This is a genomic window from Mucilaginibacter sp. BGA-UO-ETr-C110 (assembly GCF_059567985.1).
Map to the genome: position 1 here is coordinate 221,139 of NZ_JCAQPB010000002.1, position 18,532 is coordinate 239,670.

10 protein-coding genes are annotated in these 18,532 nt (G+C 44.6%); 9 read left to right on the top strand and 1 reads right to left on the bottom strand.

The window, feature by feature from the left end; genetic code table 11:
* The first annotated feature begins 108 nt into the window (after positions 1-108).
* The 9 genes from AC57BQ_RS02345 to AC57BQ_RS02385 all read left to right on the top strand — a co-directional run bounded on the left by AC57BQ_RS02345 (position 109) and on the right by AC57BQ_RS02385 (position 17,481).
* Positions 109-3,189, top strand: a complete 3,081-nt coding sequence (locus tag AC57BQ_RS02345) for a SusC/RagA family TonB-linked outer membrane protein (RefSeq protein WP_496404744.1) — start codon at positions 109-111, stop codon at positions 3,187-3,189.
* Between the two features lie 45 nt (positions 3,190-3,234).
* Positions 3,235-4,752, top strand: a complete 1,518-nt coding sequence (locus AC57BQ_RS02350) for a RagB/SusD family nutrient uptake outer membrane protein (RefSeq protein WP_496404745.1) — start codon at positions 3,235-3,237, stop codon at positions 4,750-4,752.
* Between the two features lie 68 nt (positions 4,753-4,820).
* A complete protein-coding gene (locus AC57BQ_RS02355) occupies positions 4,821-6,260 on the top strand; it encodes an aryl-sulfate sulfotransferase (protein ID WP_496404746.1) in 1,440 nt (479 codons plus the stop codon).
* Positions 6,257-7,276 carry a c-type cytochrome gene (locus tag AC57BQ_RS02360; RefSeq protein WP_496404747.1) on the top strand — a complete coding sequence of 340 codons (1,020 nt, stop codon included), beginning with the start codon at positions 6,257-6,259 and terminating at the stop codon, positions 7,274-7,276. Before AC57BQ_RS02355 ends, AC57BQ_RS02360 begins: the two co-directional genes overlap by 4 nt.
* A gap of 32 nt (positions 7,277-7,308) precedes the next feature.
* Positions 7,309-10,287: a glycoside hydrolase domain-containing protein gene (locus AC57BQ_RS02365; protein ID WP_496404748.1), complete on the top strand. Its 2,979-nt coding sequence runs from the start codon at positions 7,309-7,311 to the stop codon at positions 10,285-10,287.
* Between the two features lie 11 nt (positions 10,288-10,298).
* Complete coding sequence (locus AC57BQ_RS02370; RefSeq protein WP_496404749.1) at positions 10,299-13,412, top strand: DUF5107 domain-containing protein; 3,114 nt, start codon at positions 10,299-10,301, stop codon at positions 13,410-13,412.
* Positions 13,413-13,421: 9 nt separating this feature from the next.
* The gene (locus tag AC57BQ_RS02375; RefSeq protein WP_496404750.1) at positions 13,422-14,747 is read left to right on the top strand and encodes a DUF3472 domain-containing protein; all 1,326 of its coding nucleotides are present in this window, start codon (positions 13,422-13,424) and stop codon (positions 14,745-14,747) included.
* Positions 14,748-14,860: 113 nt separating this feature from the next.
* Positions 14,861-16,660 (top strand): glycoside hydrolase family 35 protein, encoded by a 1,800-nt coding sequence (locus tag AC57BQ_RS02380; RefSeq protein WP_496404751.1) that lies wholly within the window; start codon positions 14,861-14,863, stop codon positions 16,658-16,660.
* 188 nt (positions 16,661-16,848) lie between these two features.
* A complete protein-coding gene (locus AC57BQ_RS02385) occupies positions 16,849-17,481 on the top strand; it encodes an ankyrin repeat domain-containing protein (RefSeq protein WP_496404752.1) in 633 nt (210 codons plus the stop codon).
* A gap of 111 nt (positions 17,482-17,592) precedes the next feature.
* Here AC57BQ_RS02385 and AC57BQ_RS02390 read toward each other — a convergent pair whose 3' ends face one another.
* Positions 17,593-18,231 (bottom strand): hypothetical protein, encoded by a 639-nt coding sequence (locus tag AC57BQ_RS02390; protein ID WP_496404753.1) that lies wholly within the window; start codon positions 18,229-18,231, stop codon positions 17,593-17,595.
* Positions 18,232-18,532: the final 301 nt, after the last annotated feature.

Consider the following 18,532-nt stretch of genomic DNA (forward strand, 5'->3'; position numbering starts at 1 on the left):
TTTCCAATATCCAAAAAACATAAAAAACGATCTAAAAATTTCTTGATTAATTAATACTAACACCAACAATGTATGATTAAAATTTACTCACAACTTAGCTCGGATTTCATGCAAGGTATTTTTTCAAAAGGACGCTCCGGCATCAATCCTTTTGTGAAACTTATCTGCTGTTATCTGTTTGTATTGTTACCCACTTGGGCCAGTGCCCAAACGGTAATAAATGGTACCGTAAAAGATACCAAAGGTTTAGCCGCGATTGGCGCTACAGTATCCGAAAAAGGAATCAAAAACTCTACTGTAACCGATGTCAATGGTAAATTCAAATTAACCCTTAAAGGTAAATCCAATGTTTTAACGGTAACTTATATAGGTTTTAAGCCGCAGGAAGTAACGGTTGGCTCATCAAATGAAGTATCCGTTGTTCTGGAAGAGGACTTAAATAAGCTGAACGAAGTAGTGGTGGTAGGTTATGGTTCCGTAAAGAAGAGCGACCTCACCGGTTCTGTAAGTTCCGTAAAAAGTGATGACCTGATTTTAGGTGGTACAACTTCAAATTTGGGGCAAGCTATACAAGGTAAAGCAGCTGGCGTACAGGTACAGCAATCCAGTTTTGCCCCGGGAGGAGCTATTTCAATCACTGTACGTGGCGGTAACTCTATCAGTACAAGTAATGCACCACTATATGTTGTTGACGGATTTATTACCGACAACGGAAACTTGATAAACCCAAATGACATTGATGATATCCAGATATTAAAAGATGCTTCGGCAACGGCTATTTATGGTTCACGTGGGGGTAATGGTGTAATTTTGATCACTACCAAGAAGGGTAAAACCGGTAAAGTATCTATTGATGCAGATATATCTAACGGTACACAATACCTAACGTATAAACCTGCTTTATTAACGGGACAACAATACACCGATATTCAGAATGCTACCGCTATTGAAGATGGAAACCCTCCGCTTTTTCCAGCCGGGTTTCCTGTAGCTAATACCAATTGGTTAAAAGCTGCCACCCGTAACGCTACCGTTCAAAACAGGACTGTAAGCATAAGCAGTGGCGATAAAAATTCAAAAATTTATGTATCAGGTAACTATATCAAGCAGGTTGGTGTATTGAAAAATACCGATCTGGAAAGATATAGTGCAAGGATAGGTGCCGAAAAAACACTTAACGAGAACATCAAGTTAAGCGCTAACTTTTATGGCGCCAGCACTAATCAGAATCAACAGTCTTATTCAGGCGATATTACGGCGCCGTTATTTGGCCTTTTAACAGCGCAACCCAATATCCCGGTTTATAATCCGGATGGCACTTATTATGTTTACCAGGGGAAAAACAATGCACTGGCCAATCTTTTAGAACCAACCAATACCAGCGGTAACAAACTCATTAACGGAAACATCGCTTTAGATTACCAGATCCTAAAAAACCTAACCTATCATCTTGGTGCTGGTAGTGAATATAACCAGACAATCGCCGGTCAGTACACGCCAACAACATTAGTAGCGGGGGCTAAAAATGGAGGATTGGCAAGTGAGCAAACATATAGCACCTTTAGGTGGTTGGTTGAGAACTATTTTACTTATAAATATAATTTGAAAGATCATGCCTTTACACTATTAGTAGGTAATTCGAATCAAAAAGATGTTTATCAGTCTTTAAATGCTGGGGCAAGGGGTTTTTCAACTGATGCCTTCTTGTTTTATAATTTAGGTGCAGGGTCTGCTGCATATGCAAGTAATGGTTATAGCGCTTATAATAGCTATAAAGAAGAAGCAACGCTTACAGATTACTACGGAAGGCTTAATTACGCGTATAAAGATAAAATTTTAGCAACGTTTACTTTAAGGGATGATGCTTCATCTAAGTTTGGACCTAACTTTCGCCATGGTATTTTCCCATCGGGAGCGATAGCTTATAAACTTACTGAAGAAGACTTTATTAAGAATTTAAATACGTTTTCAAATTTAAAGCTTAGGGTAAGTTATGGTATTACCGGTAACGACCGTATCCCCAACTATAGGTATTTGACCACATTTGGTAATTACAGTACTACACTTGATGGCTCCGCTTTGCAGGTAGGTATCGAACCATCATTGTTACCAAATCCAAACCTGAAGTGGGAAAGTACCGCACAGCTTGATGTTGGTTTAGATATGGGATTTGCAGATGGAAGGATCAATGCCACTATTGATGTTTACCGGAAAAAAACCAGCGATTTACTCCTTAATGTTCCTGTTGGCCAGTATTATGGTTTCAGTACCCAGTTACTAAATGCAGGCTCTGTTGAAAATAAGGGTATAGAATTATCTGTAAGCTCAAATAACATCAGAACAAAAGATTTTTCATGGAATACCAGCTTCAATATTGCCTATAACAAGCAAAAAACATTAAAGCTGGCCGACAATGTTGCACAGATCCTTACCAACACTGCTAATCCAAGCGGTACCGTTTCTGGTCGGCCATTTACTAAGCTGGTACCAGGGGTTGAGTTGGGAGAGCTTTATGGCTATGTTTACGAAGGTGTAATAAAAACCGGCGAAAACTATGCTCCTCAGCCAAATTCAAAACCGGGCGATCCTAAATATAAAGATGTTAATGGCGACGGTAAAATTACGCCCGATGATCAAACCTATTTGGGTAATTCAAACCCGCACTATACCGCAGGTTTAGGTAACGATTTTCATTATAAAGGATTTGATCTGAATATTTTTATCCAGGCATCATTTGGTTATTCGCTGTTTGATATGAACAGATTAGTATTGGAGTCGACAACTGGTGCTGATGCTTTAAACCGCTTTGTTGCCGGTAAAAATGAAAATACACAAGTACCACGTGAAGGTTACTTTTTAAGTACCTATGGAGGCTATGTAAATTCCAGGTTTGTAGAGAATGCTTCTTTTGCCCGCCTGAAATCGGTTTCATTAGGTTATAGCTTCCCATCATCATTATTCCAGAATATGAAAATACTTCAGGGTATAAGGATATACGCAGAAGCTCAGAATTTGTTCACCATTACAAGTTATAAGGGTACCGATCCGGAAGCTAACGTTCACGCCGCCGCCGTTTCTGCAAGTACACAAAACGTAGGTACCATCAATAACCTGGCCGGTGGATTGGATTTTGGCTCATTCCCTGCATTCAGGACTATAACTTTTGGTATAAGAGCTTCTATTCACTAATTACTCATAAACCTTTTATTAAGGTTCAACATAAAATTAAAAGAGATGAAAAAATATAGTATTCTTCTTATGGTTATGATGGTTTTTGTACAGTTTTCCTGTAATAAGAATCTCGATCCTAAAGTATATAGCAGTTTAACTACTGTCAATGCGTTCCGTACAAAATCTGATGCTATTGCAGCAGTAAACGCGGTTTATGCACGTTTAAAAGGTCCCGCTGTTGGTGATAATTTTGATTATTGGACAGTAAGGCACTTCGCCCTTACCGATTTGAGCACTGATGTTGGCCATTGCTCTTTAGGGGGTGATCCAGGGCAATTGTCATTAGTACAATGGAACTCGGCTAACGGCCTGATAGCGGAAGACTGGCGCCAGATATACAAACTGATAGCCAATGCCAATAACGCGATATATAACATCAGCCCAATGACTGCTCTTACTGCAGAGCAAAAAAAGCAGTTTCTGGCAGAGATTAAATTTTTACGCGCTCTGGCGTATATGGACCTAATTGATGCCTGGGGCCCGGTTGTATTGATTACGGAAAAAGATTTGGCTAATCCCAATTATACTGCTCAGCCACCAGTTACTTCGGTTGAGCAGATCGACGCGCTATTGATAAGTGATCTTACCGATGCGATTAATACATTACCGGTTGACTATAAAAGCAATGCTATATATTCCAATAACGATGTTGGCCGTGCAACCAAAGGTTCAGCACTTACTTTGCTCGCTAAACTTTACCAGCGCGAAAAACAATGGCAAAAAGTAGTTGATTTAACCAAGCAGGTTATGGATCTGAATGTTTATCAGCTATATCCAAGCTACTCTGGTTTATTCGCCGAAGCAAATAAATGGTGTTCTGAAAACATCTTCTCTGTATTGAGTGATGCCAACGTAAACGGTACCGAGCTTTTGAATCACTTTGGTCCGTTACAGCACCCCGTATTGACTGATAGATGGCAATATTATGCCGTAACCTGGGATTTTTACAGCACCTACGGTGACGAGGATGACCGAAAAAAAATGTTTTTTGCATCATACCTGGGTGTGGACAAGTTGATACATCAGCAAGCGCCAACCATAGGCGCTACCCCTCCTGCAGGCGTTTTTTATATGCCCGATGTAGCCACCATGAAGTATGCCGATCCACATGGTGCTAACACCTATTATGACGGTCACAGTGTGGATATTTTACGCTACGCCGATGTATTATTAAGCAGGGCCGAGGCTATCAATCAATTAAGCGGCCCAACAGCCGAGGCTATCTCTCTGATCAACCAGGTAAAGGCGCGTTCTCATGCTAAATTATTGGTTGCCGGGAACTATACCCAGGCAACATTGAACGATGCTCTTTTACAGGAACGTGGTTGGGAGCTATATTATGAAGGAAAACGCCGGGCAGATCTGATACGTTTTGGTAAATACGCCGAGGTGGTAAATGCCTACCTGAAACGCACTGGCCAAACCCAAACCGTTCAAATGCCGCGCGATCAGTATTTCCCATATCCTTTAAACCAGGTTACCCTTAATCCAAATTTAAATAACGCGGGCAGGCAACAGTAATTGATATCCCGTTCTGAAAAAAGAATATACAGCCCGAAAAGGCTGTATATTCTTTATATTTAAAACAGATGGTACATAACCTGTTTAGCATTGTAAATGGTATGATGAAGCATTTTTTTAAAGGAGTAGCCTTACTGGTCTTTTTAGCTGTTTTTGCCGGTTGCAATAGTAGCCCCGCTATCAAAGAAATAAAGGTAGGCCTGCATAACAATAACGAGTTAAAGATCCAGATAGATGTGCTCACCGGTTCGCCGGTGGATGCCTATGCCGAATATTGGGTGGATAAAGGCGCGGACACCACGAAACAGGTTTCACCGGTATCAAAAAATACGGAGAAACACAGGCTCATCCTGTGTAATATCGCCCCGAAAACAAACTATGCCTACCATATTGTTACCATAGCTAATGGAGTTAAAACGGTAAGTAAAACATACACTTTTAGTTCGCATGAGTTGCCTTTGTTTTTGCAGGAGCAATTCACGGCCAAAAGTGCATCTGAGCAGCATATCCCGGCAGCTTTTAAAGATGGTTTGATGCTCATCAATAAACGATATGCGCCGGGCGTAGCTTACCTGGTTGATTACAAAGGCCAGATCAGATGGTATCACATGATCGATAACCTGGGTTTTAAGGTGATCCATTTTACCAAAGATCATACGCTGCTTTCCATCCTTGGTCGTAATGACGAGCCTACCAGCTATGGCAGCGAAATACTGGAAGTAAACCTGCAAGGCGATACCCTGCTGCATCTCAAAAAAGGCCAGGGTGATTTTAAGCAAACCATCCACCACGAAATTTTAAAGAATACCAGCAACCAGATAGTGACCCTGTTTGTCGATCAAAAGATCATGGATTTGAGCATCGTCGGCGGTGGTAAAAAGGACACGGTGAACGGCGACGGCATTATGGTGATGGATAAAACCGGCAAACAGCTCTGGAAATGGAGCGTGTTTGATGTGATGGATCCGTTTAAAGATCCCAAACTGCTTAAAACCAAAAAAGACTGGATGCACGCCAACAGCCTGAATTATGACAAGGATGGTAATTATCTGATCTCTTTTTACAACAACGGCCAGATCTGGAAGGTTGACGCGCACACCGGCAAAGTGATCTGGAAGTTTGGCAAAGGCGGCGACATAGTCATGCCCGCCGAATGTAATTTTACCCAGGCCCATGCAGCGCATATCAACAGCGAGGGTAACCTGATGTTTTTTGATAATGGCGTCGAAAAGCACCAGTCGGGTGTATTTGCCATGAAATTAGATGAACACCAAAAAACATCTAAGATCGATCTGCATATTCAGTTGCCCAAAGAAGTATTTAATGGCCGCATGGGTAGCGCATATATGATCAATGATACCAGCATACTTTGTTGCTGCTCTAAAAGGCACATCCTGGTACTCAGCGACCGTAAAGGCGTATTGTTATGGACGATGGAGACCGCCGTGCCTACTTACCGTGCCATTTTTATAAAAAACAGCGAGCTCAATCCTTATTTAAAACCATGATGAACAAAAGGTATCCATATTTCATCATTTGGCTTGCGGCGGTTTTTGTATTGTGGAACCTGGCACAAGTCTGTTCCTGTAACGAAGATCGGGCAGCAACCTTAAAAAGCCCTGCTACTGCCGTTAATGATAACCTGGTGACCATCGACACACTCAAGATACCGCATGATAAATTTGGAGAGGCCGTGCGATATGGTCGTGCATTGATGCTACGTACGGCCTATTATATTGGTCCCGATGGTGTAAATGGGCATTATACCGGCAACAAGATGAACTGTACCAATTGCCACCGCGATGCCGGTACAAGGCCTTATGCGTTTAACCTGGTTAATTCATTTAAGGAATATCCGCAGTACCGGGCAAGAGAGGGCAGGGTCTTATCATTAGCCGAACGGATCAATAACTGTGTGATGCGCCCCAACCTGGGCCGGCCTTTACCACTGGACGGGCGGGAGATGATCTCGATCATGTCATACCTCAAATGGCTCAGCGATTCGGCCAGTGTGAACAGCTATACCAGAGGACTAAAAAATATGGAGGTCAGTTTCCCCGACAGGGCAGCATCTTCAGATCAGGGCGAAAAACTATATTTACAGCACTGCGAACGCTGTCACGCCTCAAATGGCGAAGGACAAATGCAGTTTGACCAGGCAACTTACACTTACCCACCTTTGTGGGGGCCAAAAGCCTACCGCCAGGGATCAAGCATGCACCGGGTGGTAAAGCTGGCTCAATGGCTGAAAGCCAATATGCCTTTTGATAAAGTAACACACAACAAACCATTCCTCACTGATACCGAAGCACTTGACCTGGCCGCTTTTATCAACGATGATCAGAAACATCCGCGGCCGTCAAAAGGGGTAACCGAGGTGCAATACCCTCATGTCAACGAAAAAGCTATTGATTATGATAAAGGGCCTTTTAACGATCCTTTTTCTGAAACACAACATAAATACGGGCCATACAAACCAATTGCCGATTACTGGGAAAGTAAAGGATTAAAGCCCACTTACTAAATTTTGAATACTACTGATATTGACCAATGAACATGAAAAAACAACTCTTTGCGCTCATCCTCCTGCTACCTGCTTTTGCGGCACAAGCCCAAAAAATACCTTATACCAATTGTAAAGATTGCTGGGTACCCGATTCATTGGGCAACCACCGCGTGGTTTTAACTTTTAACGGTACGGGTAAGGCCGCCAAAGTGATCATTCCATGGAGAAGAAGGGATAACGACCCGGAAAACAAACGGGTGATCATCGAGGATGCTAAAACCAAGCAAAAAGTGACCAATGTGAAATTGGGCGCCATCACCCGCGAAAGCGGCGAAGTGGTTTTTGAGCCTACATCGGGCAAGGGCACTTACTTTGTGTATTACATGCCTTATAAAAACGAGGGCCGATCCAATTATCCGAGGGGTATCTATCTGAAACCGGAAAATACCGCTTCATCAGCATGGTTAAACAGTTTAATCGCCAATATCCCTGCGGCTACGGTAAAAGAGTTTCAGTCGATAGATGCTTTCAATAGCTTTTATCCGATGGAAGTGATCGCCACCAAAAATGAGACGGATGCGCTGATCGCCAAACATAAAAGTGAATCGTTTTTAGTATTCCCGGAGGATAGACTAAACTCTATCCGCATGACGAAAGACCTGTCACAACGTTGGATAGAACTTGGTCCGCAAAGTAAATATACCGCCACTGCCTTGCGTGGCGAGAATTTCTCGTTCCAGTTGGGTGTATACGCCCTGCAAAACCTGGATGATGTAAAAGTTACCTTCAGCGATCTAAAAACAGCTACGGGTAAAAAGATCCCGGCTTCGGCCTTGTTCTGTATCAACACGGGCGGTACAGCCTATGATGGTTCTGCACTGACCAAAACCGTAAGTGTAGCAACCGGCACTATCCAGGCTTTGTGGTGTGGTGTAGATGTACCTGCAAGCGCTACTGCTGCTGTTTATACCGGCAAAGCTACTATCAGCAACGGCAAAACTTCCAAAGAGGTTCAGTTATCTATCAAAGTTAACGCCGCCCTTGCCAAAAATGGAGGTGTTGATGAGCCATGGAAAATGACCCGCCTGGGTTGGCTTAACTCTACCATGGCGCAAAAAAATACGGTGATAGCTCCATACAAGCCATTGGTGGTAAAAAATAACACCGTGGAATTGTTAGGCAGAAAAGTGGAGGTGAACAGCGATGGTTTCCCAAAACAGATCCAAACGTTTTTCACGCCCGAAATGACCGAATATGCCGATGCTCCTAATAACCTGCTGACAGAGGCTATCCATTTCCATTTCCTGAACACCGCGGGCAAAAACATCAAGCTGAAAAGCCAGGGCCTGCAATTTACCAAACAGGAGCCGGGCACCGTGCAGTGGACAGCCACCAGCGCGAACGACAGTCTGCAAATGGAAGTAACCGCTTCAATAGAGTTCGACGGTTTTATAGCTTACACCGTAAAGGTAAAAGCCCTGCAGGATGTGAGCTTTAAAGACATTACTATGCATATCCCTTTTAAAAGAGATGTGGCTAAATACATGATGGGACTGGGTCAGAAAGGTGGCTATCGCCCCGAAAACTTTGAATGGAAATGGGATGTTACCCATAAAAATCAGGATGGCGCTTGGATAGGTAATGTAAACGCCGGTTTGCAATACTCGTTGCGCGATGAAAAATATGTGCGTCCACTCAATACCAACTTTTATCTGCAAAAACCACTCATCCTGCCATCATCATGGGGTAATGGCGACAAGGGCGGTATCAATGTAAAAGACGATGGTAAAGCCGTATTAGCCAACAACTACAGCGGCGAGCGCAAGCTGAGCAAAGGCGATGTGTTGTATTATAACTTCAACTTACTCGTTACGCCTTTCCATACCATCAATACCGATTTTCAGTGGGCTACCCGTTTTTATCACGCCTATAAACCTATCGATACCATTAAACAGGCCGGCGCTACGGTGATCAATATTCACCATGCTACAGCTATCAACCCCAATATTAATTATCCTTTCATCGCCTGGAAATCCATGAAAGCATATGATGATTCGGCACATGCTGCTGGTTTAAAAGTGAAGATCTACAATACCATCCGTGAGCTATCTAACCATGCTTATGAAACTTTTGCCTTACGTAGTTTGGGTCATGAGATCTACTCGTCGGGTAAGGGTGGTGGTTTTAGCTGGTTACAGGAGCACGTGGGCGACGATTACATAGCCGCCTGGTTTGTACCTGCAATTAAAGATGCCGCCATCATCAACAGTGGTATGAACCGCTGGCACAACTACTATGTGGAAGGCATGAACTGGCTGACGCAAAACGTAGGCATCGACGGTATTTACCTGGACGACGTAGCTTTTGACCGTGTGACCATGAAACGGGTTAAAAGGGTATTGACCAAAGATGGTCACCCGGGCATTATCGATCTGCACTCGGCCAACCAATACAATAAAAGCGATGGTTTCAATAACAGCGCCAACCTGTACATGGAGCATTTTCCGTATCTCAACCGTTTGTGGTTTGGTGAGTATTTTGATTACGAAAAGAACAGCCCCGATTTCTTCCTGACCGAAGTGAGCGGTATTCCATTTGGTTTGATGGGCGAAATGCTGCAAGACGGCGGCAACAAATGGCGCGGTATGGTTTATGGTATGACCAACCGCATGCCCTGGAGCGATGGCGCCGACCCACGCCCGATTTGGAAAGTGTGGGATGATTTTGGCATCAAAGGCACCAAAATGATAGGTTACTGGGTTGATGATAACCCTGTAAAAACTGACCATGATAAAGTGCTGGCCACCATTTACAAAAAAGATGGCGCGGTTCTGGTTTCCATAGCCAGCTGGGAAGATACGGATACGGAGGTGCAGTTGAAGATAGACTGGAAAAAACTGGGTATCGACCCATCAAAAGCAACGATCACCGCACCGGAGATCAGGACATTTCAGCATGCCAAAACATTTGGTTTGAATGATAAGATTCCGGTTGAAAAAGCCAAAGGCTGGTTGCTGATCATTAAATAATGTCTATAGCTATGCGAAAAATAGGACTGCTTGCTTTAGGGATATGTTTATCGGCCAGCTGGGTTAAAGCCCAGGAAAAGGCGGGTTTCAGGGAGTATAACAAAGTGATCACTACCTACCCGTTCTCGGATCCTAACCCAATACCGGCGTTCACCAATATTTACCCCTACTTCAGGTATGATGGCTTTACCGATAAGCCCGTGCAGAAGGAGTGGAAGGTGGTGGAACTGCAAAACAAGTATATCACCTTAACCGTGCTGCCGCAGATCGGCGGCAAGATCTGGTCAGCTGTGGAACGGTCGACCGGCAAGGGGTTCATTTACGAAAACCACGTGGTGAAGTTTAGGGACATTGCCATGCGCGGCCCCTGGACAAGCGGCGGTATCGAACCCAATTATGGCATTATAGGCCATACCCCCAATTCAGTTACTCCAGTTGATTACATAGTACGCAATAATGATGATGGCAGCGTAAGCTGCATCATCAGCGTGCTTGACCTGCTCACCAGCACTACCTGGGCTATGGAGATCAACCTGCCAAAAGATAAGGCCTATTTTACCACGAAGTCTACCTGGTACAACGCCAACACACTGGATGAGCCTTATTACCACTGGATGAACATTGGTATAAAAACCAAAGGCAACCTGCAATACATGTACCCCGGTACCGGTTTCCTGGGCCACCAGGGCGAGCATGGCGACTGGCCCATCAATAAGCAAAACGGCAAGGACGTTTCCTTTTATAATAACAACGATTTTGGAGGTTCCAAATCATACCACGTATTTGGCAAATACACCGATTTTTTTGGTGCCTACTGGCATGATGATGATTTGGGTATGGCCCGGTATTCGGGCCGTGACGACAAGGCGGGTAAAAAGATCTGGATCTGGGGATTGTCTGACCAGGGTATGATCTGGGAGAAACTGCTGACCGATAACGATGGTCAGTATTCAGAGATCCAGTCGGGCAGGTTGTTTAACCAAACATCGCCCGAAAGTACATTCACGCCATTTAAGCATAAAGGCTTTGCACCCGGCGAGGCTTCGGTATGGACGGAATACTGGTACCCGGTACTCAAAACTAAAGGTTTTGTAGAGGCTAACAACTATGGCGCACTCAACGTAAAGACGGGAAACGGCTGGCTGAAACTGGCGCTGAGCCCGGTACAAAAAATTGCCGATAGCCTGGTGGTTAAACAAGGCGAAACCATCATCTACAGCAAAAAACTGGAACTAAATCCGCTGCAAACTTTTGCCGATTCTGTTCAAATGGATGCCGCTAAAGGCGATGTGATGGTTAAGCTGGGGCGCGATAAGATCATTTATAATTCAAAAGCAGATGAAGGTGATCTGAGTCGCCCGCTCAACTCGCCCAAAGATTTTAACTGGAATACGGCTTATGGCCTGTACATCCAGGGTAAAGAGCTAATGGACGAAAAAGCCTATCCGCAGGCCGAAGAAAAATTGGAGGCAGCCTTAAAGCTTGATCATAACTTTGTGCCCGCCCTGGTGAAAATGGCCCAGCTGTATTACCGCAACCTGCAATATACGGAAGCGCTGGAACTGGCCAAACAAGCCTTAAGCATCGATACTTATGATGGCGGCGCGAATTATTATTACGGGGTTATCAACAGCAAATTAAATCATATAGCCGATGCGAAGGATGGTTTTGATATCGCGGCTTTATCCATGGAGTATCGCACCGCGGCATATAACGGGCTGGCTGGTTTATACCTCCGCGAGAAGAACTATGACAAGGCCCTGGAATATGCCGCCAAAGCGCTCGATTTTAACACGTATGATCTGTCGGCTTTGCAGGTTGAGGCTATCGCTTACCGCTATCTGCACCAGCAGCAAAATGCGGATCGGGTATTGGCTCAGATCCTGGCTTTTAATCCGCTTGATCATTTTGCTGGGTTCGAAAAGTATTTATGGGATGCTTCTGTCAAAACCGAGTTCACTGCTGCTATCCGGAATGAACAGCCGATAGAAAGCTACCTGGAACTGGTCAACGTTTATTATCAGAACGGGTATTTGGAAGAGTGTCGCAAAGTGCTTGAACTTTCGCCAGCGAATGCTTTGGTAAATTATTGGCTGGCCTTTTTACAGTATCAAGCAGGCAAATCGTTTGCACAGCAATTGGATAAGGCCAACAGCGCTTCACCTGCCTTTGTATTCCCCTTCCGAGCTGATGACAAAGAGGTGCTGACCTGGGCCATGCAGCAAAGTACCAGCTGGAAACCGAAATATTATCTCGCCCTGCTGTATAAAGATCGCAACCGTATCAACGAAAGCAAAAATCTGTTTACCCAATGCGGTAACCAGCCCGATTTTGCACCGTTTTACGCTGCCCGTGCGGCCATGCAGATAGGGACATCTGATCTCACCGATCTGCAAAAAGCCTTGAAGCTGCAACCTAATGAATGGCGCTATTCTAAATTGCTGGGTGAATATTACGTGGCTCATAATCAGTATCCGGAGGCCTTAGCTACGGTGGAGCCTTTTTATCGCAAACACGCTGAAAATTATATCATTGGGATGCTGTATGCTAAAACTTTGCTGCTCAATAAACGCTATGCCGAGTGCGCCAAATTGCTCTCGGGCATTAATATATTACCCTTTGAGGGTGCTACCATTGGTCGCGACCTGTACCGGGAAGCCAAACTCATGCTGGCTATAGAAAAACTGAGGAGCAACAACTATGCTGCCGCGCTTACCTTAACAGCCGATGCCAAACTATGGCCGCTTAACCTGGGTGCTGGCAAACCTTACTCCGAAAATATTGATGAAAGGGCCGAGGATTGGCTTACTTACCTTTGCTATACCAAACAGGGCAAGGGTGACGAAGCGCGCAAATACCTGCAAAAGATCATCGCCTTTACCCCCAAAACCGACAATACCGTTAAGAATTTCCTTCCTGCCAATATCCTCGTGACTGCCTGGGCTATGGAAAAACTGGACGGGAAACCCGCAGCCACAACCTGGCTGAATGCACAGGTTAAACAATACCCGGATAACGAAATCATACAATGGTGCCAGCAGGTTTTCGAAAATGGGTCGGCCCAAAAAGCTGATACCAGTGATACCATCGTGCGCATCCTGCAACAGATCATGACGCTGAAATAATCATCTCATATGAAAAAACACCGAATAACCACCACCGTTAAAAGCGCTTTATTAGGTGCTGCCTTTGCACTGTTGCAATTGAATAGTCACGCGGCAGCGCTCCCGGCAGATACCGCGCTTAAAGTGCCCCTGGGTGGCAATAGCTGGGTAAGCAAAAACGGGCAGGCTGTTATTGATACCGCAGGTTTAAGCAACTGGAGCGCCAATACCGACGTGGTCAGCGTATACGTACGTCTGGAAGCTCCCGGCGATCTGAAAATAGCGCTCCGGCTACAGGTACCTGAAGGCAGCAGTACCATCAAGATATCGGCAGGGCAAAGTGTGTTAACCAAAACGGTATCTAATCATGAAATCGCTGCTGTTGATTTTGGTACTGCTCATATTAAAGCTCCGGGCTATGTGCAAATAAAACTGCAGGGCTTAAAAAAGAGCGGCAAAGTATTCGCGCAGATAAGCGACCTGTTATTGAGCGGTGCGGCCACCGCCAATGGTGCTGTATATACTAAAGACAATCATGGCAATTATTTTTACTGGGGCAGGAGAGGCCCTTCGGTGCACCTGAACTATCCTTTGCCTGAGGAAGCCAAAACAACTGCCGAATGGTTCTACAACGAAGTAACCGTGCCCGTTGGTAACGATGTGCTGGGTTCATATTTTATGGCCGATGGTTTTACGGGTGGCTATTTCGGTATGCAGGTAAACTCACCAACCGAGCGTCACGTATTGTTCTCCATCTGGAGCCCTTTCAATACCGACGATCCTAAAAGTATCCCCGATAGCTTAAAGATTCGCTTGCTGAAAAAAGGAACTGGTGTACATGCCGGCGAATTTGGCAGCGAAGGTTCGGGTGGTCAAAGCTATATGAACTACCCCTGGGTGGCCGGTAAAACCTATGCTTTTTTGATCCATGCACAGGCCGATGCCGAGGCTAAAACCACCATATTTACCGCCTACTTTAAACCCGCCGATCAAAGCAGCTGGCAATTGGTAGCCAGCTTTAAACGGCCGATGTCGGGTTTTTATTTAAAAGGTTTGTATTCGTTTCTGGAGAATTTTGACCCGGAAATGGGTACTACCGAGCGCCGGGTAAACTTTGGCAATGGCTGGCTAATAGATACCGCGGGCAAATGGTACCCCTTAACCAAGGCTCTTTTTACCGGCGATGCCACCGCAAATATCAAATACAGAAAGGATTACGGCGGCGGTGTACAGGGTGATCATTTTTACCTCAGAAATTGTGGATTTTTTAATGATTTTTCGACGCTCAAAACCGATCTTAGCCGCCAGCAATCAAGCGCGGCTCACCCGACAATTGATTTTAATAAATTACCGTAAGTGGTATCAAGTAGCTAGTATCAAGTATCAAGATACCCTGCTTCTTCGATGTTAAAAAAAGAAAAAGTCGTGATACTAGCTACTAGCTACTTGATACTAAAAACAAAGCAACCGTGAAAAAATACCTTTTACCCTTACTCTTTTTATTACCCGTATTGTGTTTTGCGCAGGACAAACATGTTTTTAGCCTGAGTAAAAACGAATTTCTGCTGGATGGTAAACCCTTCCAGATCATCAGTGGCGAGATGCACCCCGCCCGGATCCCCCGTGAATACTGGCGCGACCGTATCCGCATGACCAAGGCTATGGGTTGTAATACTATTGCCGCCTACGTGTTCTGGAACTACCATGAAGCTACACCGGGTGTTTTTGACTTTAAAACAGGCAACCATGATATCGCCGAATTTATCCGCATTTGTAAGGAAGAAGGCATGTGGGTGCTGCTTCGCCCTGGTCCGTATGTTTGTGCCGAATGGGATTTTGGCGGATTGCCCTCATGGCTATTAAAAATACCTGATATTAAGGTACGCTGTATGGATACCCGCTACATGAGCGCGGTAAGCCGCTATGTGGCTCATCTGGCGGCAGAGGTAAAATCCCTGCAATGCACGAATGGCGGCCCTATCATCATGTCGCAGATCGAGAATGAGTACGGTAGCTACGCTAATGATAAAACTTACCTGGAGGCCCTGCGTAAGCTATGGGTGCAAAATGGTATCAACGTGCCTTTTTATACAGCCGATGGCGCTACACCTTATATGCTGGAAGCCGGTAATATTGATGGCGCGGCTATCGGGTTAGACAGCGGCAGCAGCGACGAGGATTTTGCCCAGGCAAGCAAACGCAACCCCAATGCACCATCCTTCAGCAGCGAAACCTATCCCGGCTGGTTAACCCACTGGAAAGAGAAATTCGCCAAACCCGATACCAATGGTCTGAAGAAAGAAATCACCTACCTGCTCGAGAACCATAAATCCTTCAACCTGTATGTAATTCACGGTGGAACTAATTTTGGTTTCACTGCGGGTGCCAACGCGTTTTCGGCTACCCAATACCAACCCGATCTCACCAGCTATGATTACGATGCGCCGATCAATGAGCAGGGACAGGCAACCCCTAAATATTACCTACTGCGGAATCTCATCAGCAAATACGTAAAATACAAGATCCCTGCTGTGCCGCAGGCTGCCAAAGCTATCAGCATACCGGCTATTACTTTAGCGCCGCTTACCAGTATCTGGCAGCAGCTGCCTAAACCTTTTCTGTCGCCGCAGCCACAGCCAATGGAATATTATGATCAAAACCAGGGACTGATGCTTTATCGCACTAAGCTCATCGGTCATAAAAAAGGCACGCTTACCATTACCGAGCCGCATGATTACGCTATGGTATTTGTGGATGGTAAACTGATCGACACCGTTTATCGCGACGGCGGCAAGTGGAACATCAAGATCCCCGAAAGCAGCAGTAAAGACCCGGTATTGGATATCCTGGTAGAAGGTATGGGCCACATCAACTTTGCCCAGTACATCATCGACCGTAAAGGCATCACCGATCGTGTAACCCTCAATGGTATGACCCTGATGGACTGGCAGATCTATCCTTTACCGATGACCGAAGCTTTTATCAAGACATTAAAACCGGCAAAAGCCGAAGCTGATGCCAAAGGGATGTTCTTTAAAGGGACGTTTGACCTGCAAGCAACCGGCGACACTTATTTCGACCTGAGCAATTACGCCAAAGGTATCATTTATGTGAATGGTCATAACCTGGGCAGGTATTGGAACACTGGTCCGCAGCAAAGGTTGTACTGCCCGGCATCATGGCTTAAAAAAGGAAGCAACGAAATTGTGGTGTTTGATTTCCATTTGAATGAAGCCAAAACCATCAGCGGTAAAACTACTTTAGAATAGGGGGTAGGGAAGATCTGTAAAAGGGTGTCATGCTGAGCCCGTCGAAGCATGGTGGGCAGGCCTCTGCGCTCCGCCCTTCGACGAGCTTAGGGTGACACCCGTTTTTTTGATGTTGTTTTTATAAATAAATAGTTAAATTCAACATAAAAAGTCGTGATACTTGATACTATCTACTTGATACTAAATAAATGAAAACACTTATCGACCATAAAGATTACCAGGGGATAGAGCAGGCGCTTACCCATAACCCGGCTTTGGCCAATGTAGGTATCCCCTATGATAGTGTGAACACCACACTTGCCCACCCGCTGCACCGGATCTGCGACGGCGTGTTTTCCGGAACCTATACCGATGCCGAAGGGGTTCAAATGGCCAGGATATTTTTAGCGCATGGGGCCAATATCAATGGCGACGCGCTGATGGAAAAACAGGATTCGCCGCTTGTAGCCGCGGCAAGCCTGCATGCCGATCAGGTTGCGATTTTATACATAGAGAACGGTGCCGATTTAAATCATGCCGGGTGTCATGGCGGTACCGCATTACACTGGGCAGCCTGGTGCGGACGCGATAAAGTAGTTGAAAAATTGGTACAGCAGGGAGCAGAAATTAATAAAATATGTATCGATTTTAAAGCCACACCGCTCTTTTGGGCTGTTCACGGATTAAAGAATGGAGGCGCAAGCAGTTCATCCAATTATTTGGAATGCGTCAGGATCCTGGTTCAGGCTGGCGCCGATAAAGCTATCCCCAATTGCGACGGAAATACGGCTCTCGAATTATTAGATGATGGGGATTTGGAATTGAAGGAATTATTGAATTAATGGTAAACCGCTACCGCAAGCGTCCCGCTTGTGGTTTACTTCGATACGTATTTTATTCGCAGCATATGACCACAAGCGGGACGCTTGCGGTAGCGGGGATTTTACAATTTCTTAAAGAAAATTATTCCTGTTATTTCTGTCAACATCGGCTTTGTATGCTGTATCTACTAACTTATTAATTTCACTTTTGAACTCGATCTTCCTTTCTGCGATAAAATCCTTGTTATCTTGTAATGTAGATTCAATTATATCTAATTTTTTATCCCTTGATGCTTGAATAGTCTTCCCGACTTCTTGGTTGATTTCGTTATCAGTATATTCATATAATAATACGATCATGCCTTGCATAGCACCATAAAATTCCAATCCGTTCCCTTTTTTTGCGAAATCTAAAGCTCTCATATCGCCTGAAAAAGTAATTTTATAAGTGACTCGATTAATTTGCCTTACACTATATTCGTACCTTGAAAAGTCTGGAAAAATTGTTTGTTGTGCGAGATCAGGGTGCATTTGTATAATATCGTTATCCGGAATTATATTCTTGCGGTCCATTTTTAAATCTGGCCATTTCCATAGATCAGCAAGAATTAAATCTTTTATTTTGTTTAATTCAACCTCATTATGAGTATGCTTAATATTAAAGTAATTTACTCTGCCCGATATTTGAGCCTTTCTTTTATCATACTCCAATTCAATGTCATTATTAAATAGAGTTAACTTAGGTAATTGGGTAAGTACTGGTGTTGCCATATCTTTTATATTTTTATATAGGTGCGTCAATTTCTTAACCAATTTATAATCAGTACTCTTTATGACGAAAACGGGAGTAGTTGACTGCCAGCTTGACGTATTTGTAATTAATTTGGCAGAGATAATATTAAAAACAGATATTCCCACTCCCGCGAGATTAGCGATAGCGTATCTCGTGTGTGGCATGGCTAAAGCCTCAGCAGTCGCTTGGCTCCTGCCGAGTGACCATTATTACCCGGCCTCCGGCCGTTGTAGAAAGCAAAATGATATTTGATTCGCAGGCCAGAGGCCTGTAAATAGT

Excerpts from the sequence above, each read along its gene's own strand:
- AC57BQ_RS02390 (WP_496404753.1), bottom strand. The coding sequence starts at position 18,231 with ATGGCAACACCAGTACTTACCCAATTACCTAAGTTAACTCTATTTAAT.
- AC57BQ_RS02370 (WP_496404749.1), top strand. The coding sequence starts at position 10,299 with ATGCGAAAAATAGGACTGCTTGCTTTAGGGATATGTTTATCGGCCAGC.
- AC57BQ_RS02360 (WP_496404747.1), top strand. The coding sequence starts at position 6,257 with ATGATGAACAAAAGGTATCCATATTTCATCATTTGGCTTGCGGCGGTT.
- AC57BQ_RS02345 (WP_496404744.1), top strand. The coding sequence starts at position 109 with ATGCAAGGTATTTTTTCAAAAGGACGCTCCGGCATCAATCCTTTTGTG.
- AC57BQ_RS02375 (WP_496404750.1), top strand. The coding sequence starts at position 13,422 with ATGAAAAAACACCGAATAACCACCACCGTTAAAAGCGCTTTATTAGGT.
- AC57BQ_RS02385 (WP_496404752.1), top strand. The coding sequence starts at position 16,849 with ATGAAAACACTTATCGACCATAAAGATTACCAGGGGATAGAGCAGGCG.
- AC57BQ_RS02365 (WP_496404748.1), top strand. The coding sequence starts at position 7,309 with ATGAAAAAACAACTCTTTGCGCTCATCCTCCTGCTACCTGCTTTTGCG.
- AC57BQ_RS02350 (WP_496404745.1), top strand. The coding sequence starts at position 3,235 with ATGAAAAAATATAGTATTCTTCTTATGGTTATGATGGTTTTTGTACAG.
- AC57BQ_RS02355 (WP_496404746.1), top strand. The coding sequence starts at position 4,821 with ATGGTACATAACCTGTTTAGCATTGTAAATGGTATGATGAAGCATTTT.